The following is an 18,087-nucleotide window of genomic DNA, read 5'->3' as shown; positions in this document are numbered from 1 at the left end:
GATGAGTTGTTTCGTCACTTCCATCTTCGGAAGACCTCGACTCTTTTTAAGCTTTCAACACGCTCTGCACCAAAACCGATCTACACCTGAAATTCCGAAGAGCCCTAAAACTACATAGACGCACGCAACGGCATGTTCGCGATTCCTCGGTAGGGGAGTCAGAACATGCCGTTGGTGTTTGCGGAAGTTTCCGGCAGTACCTGCAACACATCCCAATGCTCAAGGATTTTGCCGTTGTCATCGAGCCGAAAAATGTCGATTCCCGCGTACTCGAGGTCGCCCGGCCAGCGTTGATGGCAGTGCAAAATGACGTGGTTGCCATCAGCGAAGACGCGTTTGAACTCGACCGATTTGCCGGGGTACTCGGCGGCCATCCGTTCAAAGTATTCGATGAACCCGGCCTTCCCGTCACCCACATGGGGATTGTGCTGCCGGTACTCCGCACCGGCGTACCGTTCGATGGCTTCTGCGGGCTTGCACTGGTTGAACATGAGGTTGTAGAAGTCCGTGACGGTTTTCTTGTTGATGTCGAGCTGATTCATCGGGCCTCCTAAATGACCCCAGCCTAGCGGTCCAGCAACCGCTCCCTCAATGCAAGTGCCAGCCATGAGAAAAGGCTTGTCCGCGCCCCCAGTGGGGAGCTGCGAACAAGCCTTTTCTTGGGTACTAAGGCGTACTAGCTATTGACGCTGCGGCGGCGAGCCAGCATCAGCAGTGCGCCGCTGATCAGCAGCAGGGCTGCCAGTACGATCGGGACCAACACAGCGGCACCGGTTCGAGCCATCGGCTCGGAGGTGCCTGCTTCTGGGCTCTGGGACGCTGCCGGAGCGGAGACGGACTCACTCGGGGCGGATGAGCTTGAAGCTGTTGGTGATTCACTGTCCGCCGGCGCCGACTCGCTTGGCGATTCGGTCACCGGTGGGGTCTCCGATTCGCTTGGTGATTCGGTCGCGGACTCCGAGTCGCTCGGGCTTGGCTCACCGGTCGGAGGCTTGCTTGTCGACTCAGACGGTGATGGCGTCTCAGTCGCAGGCGGGGTCTCCGATGGAATCACGGTGTTGACGAGCGTGCCGAGTTCGGTGACAGGGGCGCCGGTCTTGACGGTGCCGGTGAGCTTGTCTTCGGTGCCGTTGTACCCTTCGGGTGCAGCGGTTTCTCGGACGGTGTATTCACCGGCTGCGCTCACCTGGATCTTGATGACGCCGTCGGCCGGGTCCAGATCGCCTTCCCCGTTATCGGTGACGGTGATTGGGTCGATGCCATCAGCCGTTACTTCGAAGGTAGCGCCGGCCAGTGGTGCATCGTCTTGGTCGACCTTCTTCCACGTCAGGTGGGTGTCGGTGTAGAGGCCGAAGTCAGCCTTGCGGTACTTCGGGAACTCGGTTTCATCGTTGGAGGTGCGGCCCAAGACCAGGTCCTCGGAAGTTCCGTCTAGCTTTTCGTTGTTACCGGAGAAGGTGTACTCCCATTCTTCAAGGATGACTCCATCTTCGCGGACAACCCGGACCGTGTAGGTGCCGTCTTCCAGGTAGAACTGCTGATCGCTGTTCAGACCCGGATGATCGCCATCATCGGAGAGGCCCTGACCGAAGTAGTAGTAGCCTTGCGCATCGGTCTTGGTGTTACGCACGACTTTCTCGTCCTTGTCGACAAGTTCGACGGTCACACCTTCTAGACGTTCTTCATCGTCATCGAGAGTGACGTTCTTGTTGGAGTCGTACCAGACGGTTCCGTCAATCAGCAGGTCATACACGTTGGTGCGTACCGGCTTGGATGCGGGTACAGGGAGTGTCAGACCTTCGACGCGGCCCAGCCCCAGGTTATTCCAGAGTGTGGAACCATCACGCATGTGTTTGGTGGAGGCCGTGAACGGGATCTTCACCTGCGAGTAGGCTGGCATCTTCTCGGTTACGAACCGAAGCGCGGTGGCCTTGCTCAAGGCTTCGGCGCACTGGTCATCTGCTGTGTCCACCCAGCACCATTGGGTGTCGCCACCGTCCTGGTTGGAGTCATGGCGAGGATCTTGGTTAATGCTGGACGGGTCAGCGGTGGTGACCGCAAGCCGGACCTTGGCAACTTCCGGGGCTGGCAGGTGTTCGTTGGTCGCCGACCAGACAACATCGCCGAAACGCACGTTGCTCAGGGCAGCTTCTTCTTCCGCGTAGGAGAGTTTGGCGCTGGATTTCTGTCCGTCGCGCTCATCTCCGTTGTACGGCAACACGTCGATCCAGTCGCCCGAACCTGCCTCACCGCTACCGGTGTTGGACAGCGTCACATTCCACGTGACGTCTTCACCGGTGCGAACCAGTCTGTCTTGGACAGTCTTGGTGGAGACGGTTTCGGCTGCCCCCGGGATGATGGAGACACTGACCTTGTCGGATGTCTGCTTATCCAGCGAGCGCGCGATCGGATCGTCTTCCGTCTCGCCATTGGCCTTCAACGTCAGAGTGGCCGTTGTCGGTAGGGTCTTTTTCGGCTCAATCGGCTTCATAAGGTTGACCGAGTAGAACGTACGCCAAGACAGATAGTGCCTGACTGCCTTAGGGTCCTTGCCTTCGACCTGCACGGTCCAAGTAATCTTGCCTGGTTTGTGTTCCGGGCCCGATTCGTAGCAGGGGTCACCTTGTGGAGCCGTGTAAGCAGGGTCGGAAATAGAGGTGTAGTCCACGCCCAGGCTCGAGAGCGGCCTGGTGTCGAAGTCGTAAGGTTCCCCGTCAGCGCAGGCTGGCAGCTCATCTTCAAGGGTCAACGTGTAGGAGTTCGGCGTGTTGCTGTCTCGGTAGTTGACCGTCATAGTTGGATCAAGCTGGTACCGGACTCTTCCGCCGGCGACCTCTGTGCCATCCTTACGGTAGGTGCCGCCTGTGCTGACATATTTATTCAGGGAGATCGAGCTTGCGGGGCGGCTCACGAAGATGTTGCGTGAAACAACGAAGGTACCGGTAGGACCATCGCTCGCGGGGAAGTCAACGTTCGCCATATGGTCCGTAGCGGTCGTGTAACTTCCATCATCGGGTACCTGATCGATCCCGGGCGCCTTGGTGTAGAACAAGACTTCTGTCGACGGGATGAAGTTCTTGAACCCGTCGTGGCCTTTGGCTTTCATGAAGGTCTCGAGTTTGGCCTGGTCCACGACAAACCGCACCGCGTTGATCTTGTCGACACCGATCTGTTCGGGATCAGTGGACCAGCCCTCGGTGGCCGCGCACCGCTGTTGGACGGCATCCTTGAGAGCCAGCAGATCGCCACGCGGGGTGAACCCACCGGCGACAGAAATCGGCGAATATGCATACTCTGCTCGCCAGATATCGTCCGGAAGTGGGTGAATCTTGTTCGCGAAGCGAACGGTCACCTTATGCGGATAATCAGCTGAATGCGGGACAATGGTTTGCCCGGCTGAACGCTTCTGTGACTCCTGCTGTGGAGAATCCCACACATCACACAAAGCGTAGCTGTCATTTGCAGTTGGTGCTTCAGCGCGATGTAGTTCGACACGAACTTTGCTGTCCGGAGAGGTGGTAACTCGATCCAATCCGTTGAGCTTTTTCGAGGACAGACCGTAGGTGTATTCGCCGAACTTGTATTGCTTCACATAGCAGTTGTTGTTGGGCGTGGTGACACCATCCCGCACGTTGGTCAGCCCCAGAGAACCTGTTGAGAAAGAACACTTCTGATCAGAACCTGGGTCCCAAGCCTCTTCCTTGTTGAAGTTGGAGGCACCGTTCGGGACGCTGATGTTGAGGGGAACAATGCGGCCCCACACACCAATGCCTTGCAAGTCATTGTAGACCTCCATGGGCAACCAGATGCCGCGGGCGTCACTGCCGGCAGGCGCCGAGATAGTTTCAATAGGTTTACCTTCAGGGTCTACATACACCGGATCGTAAGAATGGCGGATGACCTTGGCGCCGTCAGGCAAAGGCTCCGGGGAGTCCATGTTGCCACCTTTATAGAACCCGATCATGTAGTTGTATTCTTTGGTGACCCAACTGTACGGATTACCCTTGGTCGGGTGCCATGCGCTCGGCTCGAACGGTACGGTTGGCAACGAGTGCCTAAAGCCCAGTGAAATGCCCGGAACACCATCAATCACGGTAATCTGGGGGCCACCTTCAGCCCTTGCCACTAGGTCAATCTGGGGGATGGTGACGATAGTCGTCGACGGTACGCTCAAATCTGCGCCGTTGACCTTCATGGTCGGCTTAATATATGGGTTCGCGTAGGTATTGTCGGCTGCCGCTAGGGTAATGACTGGCAGCTTGAAAGATCCGCTGAGTCCTGGCTTAAACGTGTATTCGCACTCAAACCCACGGGGGAGATTTCGCCGGTTTTCAGCAACGTACAGTCCGTCAGTAGAGGATGTGCAGATCTCATTGACCTGTTTAGTCAGCACATAGGCCCTGTACTCACGAGCCGTACCAGGCAGACCTTGATCGACTGCATCGAAGCTGAACTTGATCTTTTGATCGGTATCGACGCCTGACGGGCCGAGGTTGAACTCGATTTGGTACTGGACCGTGTCTTTCCAGCAGGTGTACTCGTCCTCAGCAGAATCATCTGCAGGCTGCCCAGCGGAGTTGCCGTCTGGGAAGAGCGCCTTGTTTTGCGAGTTGATCGCGCACTGGGCACTGGTGCCGTGGCCGCTACCGGTGGAAAGACGACGTACCAACATCTTCACGTCGCCAACCTGAATCTCACTCACGGTCGGGTCAGGGTTAGACAACGGCTCTGGTGTCTCAGACTTGATGTCAGCCTTTGAAAACTCTGGTGAGGGCGTTGCCGTCTCAGTCTTCTCAGGAGCTTTCTCTGACGCCGACGGCGGTGCCGGAGGGGCATCCGTTTCATTCGCCTCGGAGCCTTCGGTAGCGTCTGCGGAGCCAGAATCCTGATCTGACGATTGCTCCTCGTCATTACCGGGCTCTGGAGCAGTTGGAGACTGGGTGACAACTGGGTCATCGACAGGCGGTGTGGTCACACCATCTGTTGGCGTTGGCATAGACGGCGCCAACAACGATAAGACCAGCGCTGTTGCAGCCAACGGCATGCGTAATTGCATTGGATCCCCTCATTTTTACCAGACCACCCCCATGGTGGCATTCGCATCAGCATATCTATATCTCTCAATGTCTTGCCAGAAAAAGATCAATTATTACTGATGCGTTGCTATCGCAAGGGCGGCGTAAGCTGGGGCCATGAGACTGTGGTCACTGCACCCAAGTTTGCTGGACCGTCAGGGACTGACGGCAGTCTGGCGGGAGGCCTTACTCGCCCAGAAGGTCCTCCAAGGGCTCACCCGGGGCTACCGTAACCACCCACAACTGGAACGCTTCAAGGCCTGTACCGATCCAGTGCAAGCGATCGGAACCTTCCTCCACGGAATCGCCGATGAGGCGGACGCTCGCAACTATCACTTTGATAGAAGCCGGGTAAACTCCCGGCCAGACGGCACCATTATTGCCGTGACGGACGGACAACTGATGCACGAGTGGAGCCATCTGTTGGGGAAGCTGGCCCAGCGTAGCCCGAGCCGTTTTGCCGAACTGCAAGGTTCGTCTCCTACAGCTCATGCCATGATGCAGGTCATGCCCGGTCCGATCGCCTCGTGGGAAAGACCCTGACGGCTAGCGAAACTCGCGAAAGGCCCATGCGGAAAAGCGCATGGGTACACTGAGTCAGTATGGAACAGAATTTGCCGGCCTGCCCGAGCTGCGACAGCGAGTACGCGTACGAGTCGGGCAACATGTTGGTCTGCCCGATGTGCGGACACGAATGGAATCCCGCCGAAACCGCCCCAGCGGAAGAACAAGAGACAGAGGTCACCAAAGATTCCGTCGGGAACGAGCTGCGCGACGGGGATGACGTCACGATCGTGAAGTCGCTGAAAGTTAAGGGCGGGGATAGCCTCAAGATCGGGACCAAGGTCCGCAATATTCGTATCTTGGACGTGCCCGTCAACGGACACGATATCGATGCTCGGATCCCCGGAGTCGGCCAAATGTACCTGAAATCCTCAGTCGTACGAAAGAGTTAGTCTCTCGCCCACAAGCCCCGGTTATACTGACCGACATGGGCATGATCTGGACGGCTAATCGACTCTCTGAGGCGCAAGCCCGGGAGCTGCTGATCGACCCTGAGGCGTACTTCTCCTTCATTGAAGAAGACCACTCCGAGCATGCCATTGATCTGGACAAAGCATGGCAGGGCATCCACTGGCTACTCACCGGCTCAGCAGGACCCACCGACACCGCAGAATCCCTGGCCATCTACGGCTGGGAAGCCGGCGAACTCCTAGAGATCGATGCCGGCTACGGCCAGCCTGCACTCCTGTGGCCTGACCGTGTCCAAGATGTCAACGCCGCGCTCCAGAGGCTCACCGACCAAGAACTGCAGCAGCGCTTCAACCCAGAACAGATGAGCAACAGTCCGCTCTACCCGGACCTCTGGGATGAAGAAGACATCTTCGAAACGTACCTGTTGCCGTACGCGCAACAACTGCGAAAGTTCTACGCAGCTGCCGCCCGCAACAGGCAAGCTGTCGTCATGGCCATCACCTAGAAAGGCAGCGGTCAAGCCCCGATCGGTAAGATGGGGCGTGTGACTGCTCTAGAGAACTTTTCGATCCACACAGAAACGGTCGGGGACGATGACGCCGACTACAAAGTTGTCTTCCTGCACGGACTCTTCGGCCGCGGCAAGAACTTCAGCCGCATCGCTGCCGGACTGACCCCAGAAGCGCAATCCCTGCTTGTCGATCTGCCAAACCACGGGCAATCGGACTGGACGGAAAAGTTCGATTATCTCGAACTTGCAGACATGGTCGCAGCAGAACTGCAGAAGTCATTCGCGGCAGACGGCCCCGTGAACGTAGTCGGGCACTCCATGGGCGGCAAGGTCGCGATGCTGCTAGCTCTACGCCACCCCGAGCTGGTCCACAAACTCGTCGTCCTTGATATTTCACCCACGACAGCAACCTCCGGCCGCGGTGAGTTCCAACATCTGTTGGGATCGTTGACCGGATTAGATCTGTCGACGATCGAACGGCGCTCCGACGCAGACGAGCAGCTCAAAGACAAGATCGACCATCCCACGGTGCGCGGCTTCTTGCTGCAAAACCTGAGGTATGAACCAAACGGTTTCCGTTGGGAACCGAACCTCGATCTGCTCTACCGCGAACTGGAAACGATCATGGCGTTCCCGGAAGGCCTTACCGAACAATTCGAGGGACCGGTCCTGTGGATCGGCGGGGGACGCTCTGACTATGTCACGGACGAAGACGTGCCGGCGATGCGCGCGTTATTCCCGCGAACACACCGAATGACCTTCAAAGAGGCCGGACACTGGATCCACTCGGAACAGGCTGACGAGACCATCGCAACGCTGCGTTACTTCTTCTCCCGCTAGTCCTCGCCTGGAACCGAGAGGTCTTGGTGCCGTTCCCCGGTCAACATGGTCAACAACACCACTGAGTCCTGGACAGACTCCAACCGGTGAACCACCATTTCCGGCAGGTGAACCACCACGCCCGGTGTCAACGTTTCAACCCGGTCAGCGACCATGAACCGGACCTCACCGCAGATCGCCTGGACCGTGATGGGATGAGCCGCCCGGTGATCGGCCAACACCTGCCCAGCCACGAAAGTAATAGCAATCAGGTTTGCGCCGTCCCCTTCAAAAAGTCGGGATATGGACGGCATCGCGCGGTCCCGAGGCGGGGGAGCCACTTGGAGAACGTCGAAAGTGTTCAGCAGGTGGCCCCGCGATTCGGGGTCCTCGTCAAGCCGAAATTGTAGATCTGCCACTGAAAGTGCCTTCCCTGTGTGGTCCTAGTAGGTTTCAAGGTCATTGTTCTGGGTCCGGGAGCACAGTTGCAGGGAGCCGTTTTTCATTGCTGCCGCCGGGCTGGCGGCTGACCTGAAAAGCGCTGTTGTTGGGGACCTCGGTGACGACTTCTTCCAAACGCTCGCCGATGAAGTGCATACCAACCCCGTCATCGATGCCGTACCCGTCGGGCAGCTCTCCTGTCCCAACCCAGTGATGAAAGTGCTCGCGACGCCCAGCCTCGCCCCGATAATGCGGGCACACGCTAAAGGGCAGCCAACCCAGACCATCCTGCAACGGAGCCAGGGTGCCGAAAGAGTCAGTGGAGGAGGCAGCCGCCCAGCAGTTCGCACCGGCACTAACACCGGCCAAAATCGTTCCCGAACGTTGAGCTTGGTGCAGCGCGTCCGGAACCTTGTGTGCACGCCACAGAGCCAGCAGGTTCACGGTGGAACCACCACCAACGAATATCAGGTCATGGCCGAGTAAGTCCTGAGCCTGCCCGATGGGGTACTCGTTACCGAAGAGGGTGAACACATGAGTCTGGGCAAGGTCGGCGTAGGCCTGTTCGAAACGGCTCACATACTCAGGGTTGTCGCCGCCGGCCGTCGGGACAAAACACACCTTGGGATTCTCTTTCCCGGTCAGGGACAGCAGATACCGGTCAAGCGCTGTCGCAGTGGGGTTCATGGAGAACCCGCCACCGCCGAGCAAGACGAAGTGTCCCGATTGTGCCTGCGATGTAGCTCCCATAGCTCCTAGACTAGGGTCAAACACCAGCAGCGTCGAGCATCGACAGGAGCAGAATATGTCAACTGAACTCACGGCCCTCACCGCGTGGACTTTTATCGAAGAAGCGCCCATACCGGAGGATGTGGGACCACTCTTGGTCGCAGGGGAGCAACCGATTGCGGCCTACAAGACGTACCGTGATTCCGCTGTCTTCACGAACAAGCGGCTCATTGTTCGGGACGCCCAAGGTTTGACCGGCAAGAAGGTCGAAATGTATTCGCTACCGTACTCGGCGATCAACATGTGGTCCTCAGAGAACGCCGGCAAGCTCGACCTCAACGCTGAGCTAGAACTGTGGACCCGTGCCGGTCACGTGAAAATCAAGATCGGCAAAGGCGTAGACATCCGGAAACTCGACCAGCTCATCGCCCACGTGGTCCTCAACGGCTAAACGCAGGCACCGGCTCAGCTACTTTCGGTCAGCGCCGACTCATCGTTGGTGGCTGAACGATTCTTCTTGCGTTTGGCGAAGAGGTGAACCACCCATACCACGAGACTTCCCCAGATGAATCCCAAGATGAGGGAGATGAAGGTGTTGACCAGCCAGCCGATGAACCCTCCGAGCGCTCCGGTGGCGGCGGCAGCAGCCGTTTCGAGTCCGTGGACCCAGTCGTAGATGAGTGGGATTCCGATCTCGCCGGTGCCCACCAGCAGGATGTGGCCACCGACCCAGATCATGGCGAACGTACCAACCACGGACAGGAACGTCAGCAGCTTGGGCATCCCTTCGACTAGGAGTGCGCCAACACGTTGCACCCCGGTGCCCTTGCGTTTGGTGAGGGCGAGACCGATGTCATCCATCTTGACGATCAACCCGACTACTCCGTAGACCAGCAGGGTAATACCGATTCCCACGACGATCAGGATCCCGGTGCGCACCAGCAGCGTCTGGTCGGCAACCTCGTTCAGTGCGATGACCATGATCTCCGCGGAGAGAATGAAATCGGTGGTGATCGCGCCCCGGACGAGCTTTTTCTCGGCCTCTTCGGATTGTTCGACCACCGGAAGATCAGATTCTGCGTGATGGCCGGTCAGTTTCGCCCAGATCTTTTCGGCGCCTTCGAAGCATAAATAGGTGCCGCCGATCATGAGGATCGGTGTCAACAGCCACGGCATGAACTCGCTGAGCACCAAGGCAACCGGCAGGATGAACAGCAGCTTGTTTCGCAGCGAACCCACCGCGATCTTGCGGATGATCGGCAATTCCCGGCGGGGGTCAATGCCGTGCACATACTGTGGCGTCACGGCAGCATCGTCAACCACAACACCGGCCGCTTTCACACTGGCCCGGGCCGCGCCTGCAGCAATGTCATCCACGGATGCTGCCGTCAGTTTCACGAGCGCAGCAATATCATCTAGCAGGGCAATGAGGCCGCTCATGGGCGCATCCTTTGATTGGTCAAGTGGTGAGCAATATTCAGTCTGATTCTAAGCCAGATGATTATCGATTGGTGGCATCATGGTCGTATGAGTGAAATTGAACATACATACGGCATTGAGATGACACGGCTGGCGGAAAACCACTACGTCGCGACCAACGAAGCCGGTGCCAAGATCGAATTCGGGCGTGGAGAAGGATTGCTTTCCCCGGTAGAGGTGCTACTTGCCGCAATCGCCGGTTGCTCATCGATCGATGTTGACGTGGTCACAGCTCGTCGTAGTGAGGCCACCAAGTTCGTGGTGAAAGCTGAAGGCGATCGGGTCAACGAAGATGGGGCCAGCCGCCTGTCGGCCGTCCGCCTTGAATTCGACATTGAATTCCCGCACGACGAGGCCGGCCAGAAAGCGGCCGATATGATTCAGCGGGTGGTCCAGCTATCTCATGACAAACACTGCACGGTCGCCCGTACTGTTGAGCACCAGACCCAGGTCGATTTCACCGTGGTGAATCAGGATCAAGACTCCGCTGAATAGCGCGGTATTCCGGCCTGCTCAGCCAAATCTTCAATGCGGTGAGCGAGCCGAATGTCCCGTTTCGTCACCGTGTTATCGGCATCGTGGCTGAACAAGCGTACGGTTAGCTTGCCGTACTCCAACGTGAGCTCGGGATGGTGGTTGATCTCGTCAGCCACTTCGGCGATCTGCCGGACAAAGTCAGCCCCGACAGTAAAGCTCACTGGTGTGAAAACCGCCACGAGCGCTTGGTCTTGTTGTTCCCACCCCGCCGGTGGGCGCTGATCGGGATGATCATTCATAGCTGTTTCTTCATCCCCTCGTGAGAGGCCGTGTAACCCAACCGCGAATAAAACCGCAGCGCGTCCGCCCGCGTTTTGTCTGAGGTGAGCTGCGCCATGCCTGCACCGTTTTCCTTACCCCACGCGTGCGCCCACTCAATCATGGCGGCACCAACACCCATGCCGCGTACCGGTTTGCCGACGCGAACCGCCTCGATCTGCAGTCGAGTAGTGCCCGAACGCGATAGGTGGGGCAGCAACATCAGGTGCATGGTTCCCACCACTGTGCCCACGCTGTCTTTGACCACGGCCAAGAAATGACGCGGATCTGGGTCAAGGAGCTCGAAGGCCCGCTCGTAAACCGTTAGGTCCCCGTCTTCACGGGCGACCCCCAAATAGTCGTCGGCAAGAAGGTTCACGATGGCCGGAACGTCCGTCGCCAAAGCACGACTGACGGTAAAGCCATTCAGGCCGAAACCAAGAGGGCGGGCGCCGGGTGGGGATGTGTTCTTCATAACCTTTACTGTAGCCTGAGCCCATGGACGACGCAGCGGATCAGCTTCTGCCACACCCCGTCACCGGTGAGCTCTTTGCTTCACCCGTGAGCCCGGGAACTGGGTGGCCAAGTGACCCAGCAAGTCTCGAAACTCCGGCGGCTCGGGGTCCTGCGCAGGTGCGGCGTCTCGCCGCAGCAAGTGAAACTACAGAGCAGCTAGCCGCAGAGATTTCTGTATGCCGGGCATGCCCACGATTAGTTCGGTGGCGGGAAAAAGTCGCGGTAGAAAAACGGGCCGCCTTCGCGGGTGAGCCTTATTGGGGCAGGCCGGTCCCATCCTTCGGTGACCCAGAACCGTACCTACTAGTAGTGGGTCTGGCTCCGGCAGCGCACGGCGGGAATCGGACCGGGCGAATGTTCACCGGAGATCGCTCCGGGGACTGGCTCTTTGCCGCCTTGCACCGAGCAGGTTTTGCCAGCCAAGCCGAATCTAACAATGCGTTGGATGGGCTGACGCTTACCGGGGCGCGCTGCATTTCACCGGTGCACTGTGCGCCACCGGACAACAAACCCACAACAACCGAAAAGCACACCTGTTCCGCGTGGTTTGATCGAGAATTGCAGCTAGCCGAGCATGCTACTGGCATCGTGGCGTTGGGTGGGTTCGCATGGCAGGCAGTACTGGCTGCTGGAGCCCGCCTAGGGTGGGAGATACCCAAGCCCCGACCCAAGTTCGGTCACGGCCTGCAAGTTGTGATGTACCCGCAGCAGCGTGAACCGGTGACTCTGGTTGGGTGCTATCACGTCTCGCAGCACAACACGTTTACGGGGCGGTTGACTGAGACAATGTTGGATGAGATTTTTGCTAGATTCTACTAGATGAGTGACGCTGACCTCTTACTCCGTCCTTGGCAGGTTCATGACCTGCCTCAACTGCATGAGATCTACCAAAACCAACCCGATCTTGCTCGACAATTCCCGCCCATTGCGTCGATCACCGATTTGCAGGACTGGTTGGTCAAGTACGCTCGCTGCGATGCATCAAATGCGGTGATGGCCCTCGAGGTGGACGGTGAACTAGCTGGCTGTGTGGCCGTCATGGGTAAATGCGAAAACCTAAACGGCTGGGTCTTCTATTGGGCCGCTGAACACGCGCGCGGAAAAGGCTTCACAACAGCTGCGGTAACAGCGCTGTGTAATTGGGCTCTCACAGACGGTGGTTGGTATCGCCTAGAACTCGGGTACCGGACCAATAACCCTGCTTCGGGCCAGGTCGCCGAACGGGCGGGCTTCATCGTTGAAGGCACCGAACGGGAGAAGTTCCTCATTGATGGGGAACGGATTGATGTCACCATCGCTGCACGATTGGCATCGGACCCAACACCGCAACCAAGGACCCCCGTTCGCCTGCAAGGCACAGAGATTTCAGGAGAGTCGGAGTGAAGCAGAACGAATGCTTTTGTGGCGGTGTACCCCCGGGTGCCCCGGTGCGCGAATGTTGCGGTCCTGCCTTGGAAGCGGAGCAATGGCCCCGCACCGCTGAGGCGCTGATGCGCTCGCGGTACAGCGCGTTCGTCACGAACAATGAGGATCATCTGTTCCGGACCTGGCATCCCCGCTTTCGACCAGCACATTTTGGCATCGACCCAAACACGGTGTGGACGGGTTTGACGATCCTCAACGTGGAAGCAGGACAAGAACAGGACAGCGTCGGAGTCGTGGAGTTCGAAGCCAGCTATACAGAGGATGGACGCGAACAGGTGCTGCGGGAACGCTCACGATTCTCCAAGCGTGCCGGCCGCTGGATGTACGAGGAGGCCTTTTGATGAATGAACAGAAAATCGTCAGCGCAGAGCGCATGATTCAGGCGCCTGCAGATCTCATCTTTGAACTCATTGCCGACCCTGCCCAACAACCACGGTGGGATGGGAACGAGAACCTCGCACGTGCCGCGGGGCAACAGCGGGTACAGCACGTTGGCGACGTGTTCGCCATGACCTTGACCACCGGCGGGGTTCGGGAGAACCACGTATGCGAATTCATCGAGAACCAATTGATTGCGTGGCGCCCTGCCGAACCAGGTTCGGAGCCAATCGGGCATCTGTGGCGCTGGGAACTAGAACCAGCGGGTGCCGATGCGACCTTGGTGCGTCACAGCTACGACTATTCACAACTTCCTGCAAACGATGAGCGCCGCCAACGCCGCGCCGCCGCGACGGGCACAGAGCAACTAGCTGGCTCCTTGGCTCGCCTGGCTGATCTAGCCGAGACGCTAGCAGGTTCGGGTCGCTAGCGGCGACGAGTGCCAAAAATAGTGCGAGCGATTTCTCGGGCTGCCGTCCTTGTGAACTGTTTGAAAGCGGACGAGCCCAGTACTTGGTCAAGCACCGTGGGCTCGGGCTTAGGCTGATTCCTAGGCGCCCGCCGCGCAGGAGGGTCATATGGCGGCGGCGTTGGATCGCTTCGCTCGGACTGCGTCGTTTCAGCGGCTCGCCGCTCCAAGATCTCGCGGGCTGACTCGCGATCGATCGGGACCGCATATTTGCTGCGCAGCGATGAGCCGGCAACCAGTTCCTCAAGGAGCGAAGCCTCGAGATTACCGATACGAGAAACCGGAGCGCGCATCAACGTGGGAGCCACCGGAGTCGGGGACCCGTCGGGATCGAGGACTGTAACAACAGCTTCGCCAGTTCCGAGTGAAGTCAATACTTCGGCAAGGTCGAAGTCTGTGGTGGGGTAGGTTTGCACCGCAGCTTTCAATGCCTTGGCGTCATTGGGAGTGTGGGCGCGCAACTGGTGTTGGACACGAGAGCCCAACTGCGCGAGCACATCACCCGGGACGTCCTTGGGCGACTGGGTGACGAAGAAAATACCGACACCCTTTGACCGAATCAGCCGCACCGTTTGGACTACCGAATCCAAGAACGCCGCAGACGCGTTCTTGAACAAAAGATGCGCTTCATCAAAGAAAAACACGAGCCGAGGCTTGTCGGTATCTCCGACTTCGGGAAGCTCTTGGAATAGGTCTGCCAGAAGCCACATCATGAAGGTCGAGAACAACGCCGGGCGTTGCTGCAATGCCGGCAGTTCCAACAGGCTAATGATGCCCTTCCCGGATTCGTCCAAGCGGAGTAGATCCGCGGTCTCGAACTCTGGTTCCCCGAAAAACGCGTCGGCACCTTGCGCTTCAAGCGCTGCGATCTTTCGCAAGATCACACCCACGGAAGCAGAAGAAATACCGCCAATCGACTTCAGCTGGGCCTTACCTTCAGGACTGTCCAAGAAGCTGAGTAGTGCTTTCACGTCAGTCAGGTCTAGCAGTGCCAGTCCGTTGCTATCTGCGTAATGGAACAGCAGGGCGAGAACGGATTCCTGAGTCTGATTGAGTTCAAGAACTTTCGCCAGCAGGAGCGGACCGAACGAGGTGACTGAAGCGCGAATGGGAATCCCGGTTCCGAAACCGCCCAAACTCAGCGCTTCTACCGGAGCGGCTTGGCCAGCCCAGTCTTGGCCGATCGCGTCCGCGCGCGCAGAGATCTTCTCGTGCGGTTGCCCGGCTTGAGCCAACCCGGTGAGGTCCCCCTTGATGTCCGCAGCGAAAACAGGAACTCCAGCCGCCGATAGTTGTTCGGCCAACACTTGGAGCGTGACAGTCTTGCCGGTGCCTGTCGCGCCAGCAATCAGGCCATGCCGGTTGAACATGTTGAGCGGAATCCGGATCGGTGCAGACGAGTCTGCCTGTTGATCGTTGAGCAAAGCACCTACGTTGATCACTGGGTCGGGGAAATCATAGCCAGACTTGATGGCGTCTACGGTTGCCGCACTGAGCTTCATGCAGCCATTCTGGCACAAGGATGATTGCAATCGATTGATCAGCGTGGAGCAGACTATTGGCCCGCAAGCGCACATCCAGCTGTCCCTAGATCTCCGCGGGAGGCACCCCAGCCGCATACTTGTCTCTCACGATGCGATGTGGTGTGCAGAATGTCGGCAAAAACTACTTCTTGAAGAAAATGATGTCACTAAGCGGCTATTTTGTGAGACATTAGGTTTCACGGAGCTCACGGTTCTGGGTGAGTGGATCTGTCCAAGGAGGCAAACTCAACATGAAGACCATATCTGCAGTCGTCGCCGACGTTGTTGCTGAATATACCACTGAAGTTTTCGCCTTGATGGGCAACGGTAACGCCTACTTTAGCGATGCATTGCTGCGGGCCGGTCGAGTCACGGTCACAGCTGTGCGGCACGAAACCGCAACGGTCGCCTCCGCCGACGCGTATTACCGTGCCAGCCGCAAAATCGCGGTTGCCACGACCACCTATGGCCCGGGCTACACTAATGCGCTGACGAGCCTGGCTGAAGCCGCCATGTCTGGTACTCCGTTGGTCTTCGTTGTCGGTAGCCAGCCCAGCGCCGGACCGCGCCCATGGGACATCGATCAGGCGGTGTTGGCTGAAACCGTCGGGGCGCGGACCATCACGCTCACCGCCGAGGACCCGAGCCGAAGCACCCACCGGGCATTCGCCATGGCGGAAGAAGAATCGTTGCCGGTGGTTCTTTTCATCCCGCATGATCTTGGCGCTGCCCCGGCCCCGGAGAATGAGCCGGAGTTTGTTGCTGAAGAACCAGAATCCACGGACATCAGCTCAGCGCACATCCAAGAATTTCTGCAGCCACTGAGCCAAGCGAAGCGTCCGCTGATCCTCGCCGGTCGGGGTGCCCGAGCAGTCGCAACTGAACTCGGCGAGCTTGCCGATCACTTGGGCGCCTTGAGTGTAGCGACGGCTCCGGCACGCGGTATTTTCTCAGGCCGCCCATATGATTTAGGGGTTGTTGGTGGGTTCGCCTCGGAAGCGAGTTCCGCGCTGATCAAGTCGGCAGACGTCGTCTTGGTCGTGGGCGCAGGGTTGAATCAATTCACCACCGCTTTCACCACGCAGTTCAATGACACCGTCACACTGCTCCAGATCGATCGCTTATCCGAACCAACCAGTCCACTGGTTCAGCACTTCTTGAGCGCCGAAGCTGAGCAGGCCGTCCCCGCCTTGTTGAGTGCCGTACGTGAACAAGTTCCGGCGCACACAGGTGAGCGGTGGGACAGTGACGGGGAAGTGGCCCGGGACTCTCGAATTACCTTCGAGCGCGAACAGGGGACCGGTAGTGCTCCAGATGGTCGTCTCGATCCACGCAGCGCCATGGTCCGACTTAATGAGATCCTCCCGCAGGATCGCCAAGTCATCTCTGATGGTGGACACTTCATCGGTTGGGCGGCCTACTATTTCGACTTGCCCCAGACCGATTCGTTGCTGCTGGTCGGAACCCAGTTCCAGTCCATCGGGCTTGGTTTCCCGTCGGCGCTAGGTGCACTGCGTGCTCGTCCAGGAGTGACTTCCATTTTGGTCACCGGTGATGGTGGCGGGCTCATGGGTCTGCCAGATCTTGACTCGGTGGTGCGACTAGCAGACAGCGCCGTGGTGCTGGTCTTCAATGACGCCGCTTACGGGGCTGAGATTCATCAGTACGGCTCCCAAGGTCTTGACGAGACGATCATGAATATTGATCAGATTGACTTTGCGAAACTCGCGGACGGATTCGGAGCACAAGGCGTCGTGGTGAACACCATGGCTGATCTTGACCACGTCCAATCGTGGGTTGAGGAAGGCGCTCGCGGCACGCTGATTGTGGACCTGCGCATTTCACGGACCGTGGTTGCACCATACATTGAAGAGATTGTCGAACTGACGATTAAGAAATAGTAGGCTGGCGGCTATGACGAACTCAGTCGTTTTTCAGCTCCGCTCCGCTGACGAGCAGTCAATCTTGTCTGCCACCAAGTCGGCTAGAAACCTACTCCAGCAACTGCCCGATATTCCCGTGGAAATCGTGTGCCAAGGTGGATCAGTACTCGGCTTGCAGCGGGATACCGAGTGGGCGGAAAAACTGTTGGAATACCTTTCCAAGCTCGAAACGGTGAAGATCTTGGCCTGCGAGAATGCTCTGGCCAGCCATGAGGTCAACGCAGCAGATCTGTTAGAAGTTGTCGAGACCGTACCGGCCGGAGTCGCCCATATCGCCCAACGCCAGTGGGATGGTTGGGCCTACCTACCGGTCTAGCCGATCCTGTTCCGTCTGCCGTCGGCGCGCCGACATCCCGTGCCGATGCAGTTCGAGCTCGGCTAGAGCATCGATGACCTCGGCATTGCCCGCCCGCCAATCGGCCAAGGGCTGATCCGAAATGTGCCGCAACCGTTTCAACGGGGCGGTACTCAAAGCACGTAATGCCAGCAGGTCCCTGGATTCGGCGGAGGCGTTGAGTTTGGCAAGTTGCTGGGCGGACCGGATGAATCGCAATCGCCACGGCAACCACAAAAGTATGACGGTGATGACGGGCAAGAGAAAGATCAGCCAGCCTATGGTGGTCGCGGCTTGCTCAATGGCCTCGACTTGGTCGTGAGCTCCGGCTTGTAAGGTGGCCACTTCGGTGCCGATGTCTGCCAGTGGGGTGCTGAGCGAATCACCAACGAGCGGGACTTCACCGATTTTTTCAGCGCTGTCCTGCAGTGTCTTCTTGAGCTCACCCAGCCGAGTCTCGGCAATGGCGCTCGGCGTAGCGATCGCCTTGATGCTCGTGGTGACAATTCCGGCACCGGCCCAGCAAAGTAAGATCCACGCCACGACAAAGGCATCGGCGATGACCTGTCCGGCTAGACGCCATGAGGGACGCGCGTAGAAGTGGGGTAGTGGCATAGCGCTCCTTGATCGTGGGGTGCGACTCGAATCGATCAGCGGATTTTTGACCTCGTAGGA

At 58.2% G+C, this 18,087-nt stretch carries 21 protein-coding genes; 12 read left to right on the top strand and 9 right to left on the bottom strand.

The features are described 5' to 3' along the window. Positions 1-158: 158 nt before the first annotated feature. Positions 159-542 carry a nuclear transport factor 2 family protein gene (locus tag ACFFFR_RS03355; RefSeq protein WP_377458112.1) on the bottom strand — a complete coding sequence of 128 codons (384 nt, stop codon included), beginning with the start codon at positions 540-542 and terminating at the stop codon, positions 159-161. A gap of 134 nt (positions 543-676) precedes the next feature. Beyond that, positions 677-4,975, bottom strand: coding sequence for a SpaA isopeptide-forming pilin-related protein (locus tag ACFFFR_RS03350; RefSeq protein WP_377458111.1), 4,299 nt, complete (start codon positions 4,973-4,975; stop codon positions 677-679). Between the two features lie 217 nt (positions 4,976-5,192). Between ACFFFR_RS03350 and ACFFFR_RS03345 the strand changes: the two genes are divergently transcribed. Genes ACFFFR_RS03345 through ACFFFR_RS03330 form a run of 4 tightly spaced genes read left to right on the top strand, consistent with a single transcriptional unit; the run spans position 5,193 to position 7,401 of the window. After that, positions 5,193-5,618, top strand: coding sequence for a pyrimidine dimer DNA glycosylase/endonuclease V (locus tag ACFFFR_RS03345; RefSeq protein WP_377458110.1), 426 nt, complete (start codon positions 5,193-5,195; stop codon positions 5,616-5,618). A 59-nt stretch (positions 5,619-5,677) separates the two neighbouring features. Then, positions 5,678-6,031 (top strand): zinc ribbon domain-containing protein YjdM, encoded by a 354-nt coding sequence (locus ACFFFR_RS03340; protein ID WP_377458109.1) that lies wholly within the window; start codon positions 5,678-5,680, stop codon positions 6,029-6,031. 35 nt (positions 6,032-6,066) lie between these two features. Then, positions 6,067-6,555, top strand: coding sequence for a YfbM family protein (locus ACFFFR_RS03335; RefSeq protein WP_377458108.1), 489 nt, complete (start codon positions 6,067-6,069; stop codon positions 6,553-6,555). A 30-nt stretch (positions 6,556-6,585) separates the two neighbouring features. After that, a complete protein-coding gene (locus tag ACFFFR_RS03330; protein ID WP_377458107.1) occupies positions 6,586-7,401 on the top strand; it encodes an alpha/beta fold hydrolase in 816 nt (271 codons plus the stop codon). Here ACFFFR_RS03330 and ACFFFR_RS03325 read toward each other — a convergent pair. Beyond that, the gene (locus ACFFFR_RS03325) at positions 7,398-7,799 is read right to left on the bottom strand and encodes a cupin domain-containing protein (protein ID WP_377458106.1); all 402 of its coding nucleotides are present in this window, start codon (positions 7,797-7,799) and stop codon (positions 7,398-7,400) included. The two genes, ACFFFR_RS03330 and ACFFFR_RS03325, sit on opposite strands and share 4 nt — an antisense overlap. 40 nt (positions 7,800-7,839) lie before the next feature. Continuing rightward, positions 7,840-8,571, bottom strand: a complete 732-nt coding sequence (locus ACFFFR_RS03320; protein WP_377458105.1) for a Type 1 glutamine amidotransferase-like domain-containing protein — start codon at positions 8,569-8,571, stop codon at positions 7,840-7,842. Between the two features lie 55 nt (positions 8,572-8,626). Between ACFFFR_RS03320 and ACFFFR_RS03315 the strand changes: the two genes are divergently transcribed. After that, the gene (locus tag ACFFFR_RS03315; RefSeq protein ID WP_377458104.1) at positions 8,627-9,001 is read left to right on the top strand and encodes a PH domain-containing protein; all 375 of its coding nucleotides are present in this window, start codon (positions 8,627-8,629) and stop codon (positions 8,999-9,001) included. A 14-nt stretch (positions 9,002-9,015) separates the two neighbouring features. Here the strand turns inward: ACFFFR_RS03315 and ACFFFR_RS03310 are convergent, their stop codons facing one another. Further along, positions 9,016-9,990, bottom strand: coding sequence for a DUF808 domain-containing protein (locus ACFFFR_RS03310; protein ID WP_377458103.1), 975 nt, complete (start codon positions 9,988-9,990; stop codon positions 9,016-9,018). 87 nt (positions 9,991-10,077) lie between these two features. Between ACFFFR_RS03310 and ACFFFR_RS03305 the strand changes: the two genes are divergently transcribed. Next, on the top strand, positions 10,078-10,524 hold the full coding sequence (locus ACFFFR_RS03305; protein WP_377458102.1) for an OsmC family protein: 447 nt from the start codon (positions 10,078-10,080) through the stop codon (positions 10,522-10,524). Here the strand turns inward: ACFFFR_RS03305 and ACFFFR_RS03300 are convergent. Beyond that, positions 10,506-10,805 (bottom strand): 4a-hydroxytetrahydrobiopterin dehydratase, encoded by a 300-nt coding sequence (locus ACFFFR_RS03300; RefSeq protein WP_377458101.1) that lies wholly within the window; start codon positions 10,803-10,805, stop codon positions 10,506-10,508. The two genes, ACFFFR_RS03305 and ACFFFR_RS03300, sit on opposite strands and share 19 nt — an antisense overlap. After that, complete coding sequence (locus ACFFFR_RS03295) at positions 10,802-11,299, bottom strand: GNAT family N-acetyltransferase (protein ID WP_377458100.1); 498 nt, start codon at positions 11,297-11,299, stop codon at positions 10,802-10,804. The genes ACFFFR_RS03300 and ACFFFR_RS03295 overlap by 4 nt, the downstream gene beginning before the upstream one ends. Positions 11,300-11,322: 23 nt before the next feature. Between ACFFFR_RS03295 and ACFFFR_RS03290 the strand changes: the two genes are divergently transcribed. Genes ACFFFR_RS03290 through ACFFFR_RS03275 form a run of 4 tightly spaced genes read left to right on the top strand, consistent with a single transcriptional unit; the run spans position 11,323 to position 13,573 of the window. Continuing rightward, the gene (locus ACFFFR_RS03290) at positions 11,323-12,159 is read left to right on the top strand and encodes a uracil-DNA glycosylase (RefSeq protein WP_377458099.1); all 837 of its coding nucleotides are present in this window, start codon (positions 11,323-11,325) and stop codon (positions 12,157-12,159) included. Then, positions 12,160-12,723, top strand: coding sequence for a GNAT family N-acetyltransferase (locus ACFFFR_RS03285; protein ID WP_377458098.1), 564 nt, complete (start codon positions 12,160-12,162; stop codon positions 12,721-12,723). Next, positions 12,720-13,106 carry a YchJ family protein gene (locus tag ACFFFR_RS03280; RefSeq protein WP_377458097.1) on the top strand — a complete coding sequence of 129 codons (387 nt, stop codon included), beginning with the start codon at positions 12,720-12,722 and terminating at the stop codon, positions 13,104-13,106. Before ACFFFR_RS03285 ends, ACFFFR_RS03280 begins: the two co-directional genes overlap by 4 nt. Continuing rightward, positions 13,106-13,573 (top strand): SRPBCC family protein, encoded by a 468-nt coding sequence (locus tag ACFFFR_RS03275; RefSeq protein ID WP_377458096.1) that lies wholly within the window; start codon positions 13,106-13,108, stop codon positions 13,571-13,573. Before ACFFFR_RS03280 ends, ACFFFR_RS03275 begins: the two co-directional genes overlap by 1 nt. Here the strand turns inward: ACFFFR_RS03275 and ACFFFR_RS03270 are convergent. Continuing rightward, a complete protein-coding gene (locus tag ACFFFR_RS03270; RefSeq protein WP_377458095.1) occupies positions 13,570-15,114 on the bottom strand; it encodes a helicase HerA-like domain-containing protein in 1,545 nt (514 codons plus the stop codon). The two genes, ACFFFR_RS03275 and ACFFFR_RS03270, sit on opposite strands and share 4 nt — an antisense overlap. Before the next feature lie 272 nt (positions 15,115-15,386). On the opposite strand from ACFFFR_RS03270, the gene ACFFFR_RS03265 reads away from it, so the two are divergent. Next, entirely contained in the window at positions 15,387-17,036 is a 1,650-nt protein-coding gene (locus ACFFFR_RS03265) for a thiamine pyrophosphate-binding protein (RefSeq protein ID WP_377458094.1), read from the top strand. A gap of 13 nt (positions 17,037-17,049) precedes the next feature. Continuing rightward, positions 17,050-17,394, top strand: coding sequence for a DsrE family protein (locus ACFFFR_RS03260; protein ID WP_377458093.1), 345 nt, complete (start codon positions 17,050-17,052; stop codon positions 17,392-17,394). On the opposite strand, the gene ACFFFR_RS03255 is transcribed toward ACFFFR_RS03260, so the two are convergent. Next, positions 17,383-18,027: a hypothetical protein gene (locus ACFFFR_RS03255; protein ID WP_377458092.1), complete on the bottom strand. Its 645-nt coding sequence runs from the start codon at positions 18,025-18,027 to the stop codon at positions 17,383-17,385. The genes ACFFFR_RS03260 and ACFFFR_RS03255 overlap by 12 nt on opposite strands. Between the last annotated feature and the right edge of the window lie 60 nt (positions 18,028-18,087).

The sequence above is a fragment of the Micrococcoides hystricis genome, assembly GCF_042434215.1.
Classification (GTDB): domain Bacteria; phylum Actinomycetota; class Actinomycetes; order Actinomycetales; family Micrococcaceae; genus Micrococcoides; species Micrococcoides hystricis.
Note: the sequence above shows the minus strand (reverse complement) of the source record. Positions and strands in the feature narration are given on the sequence as shown.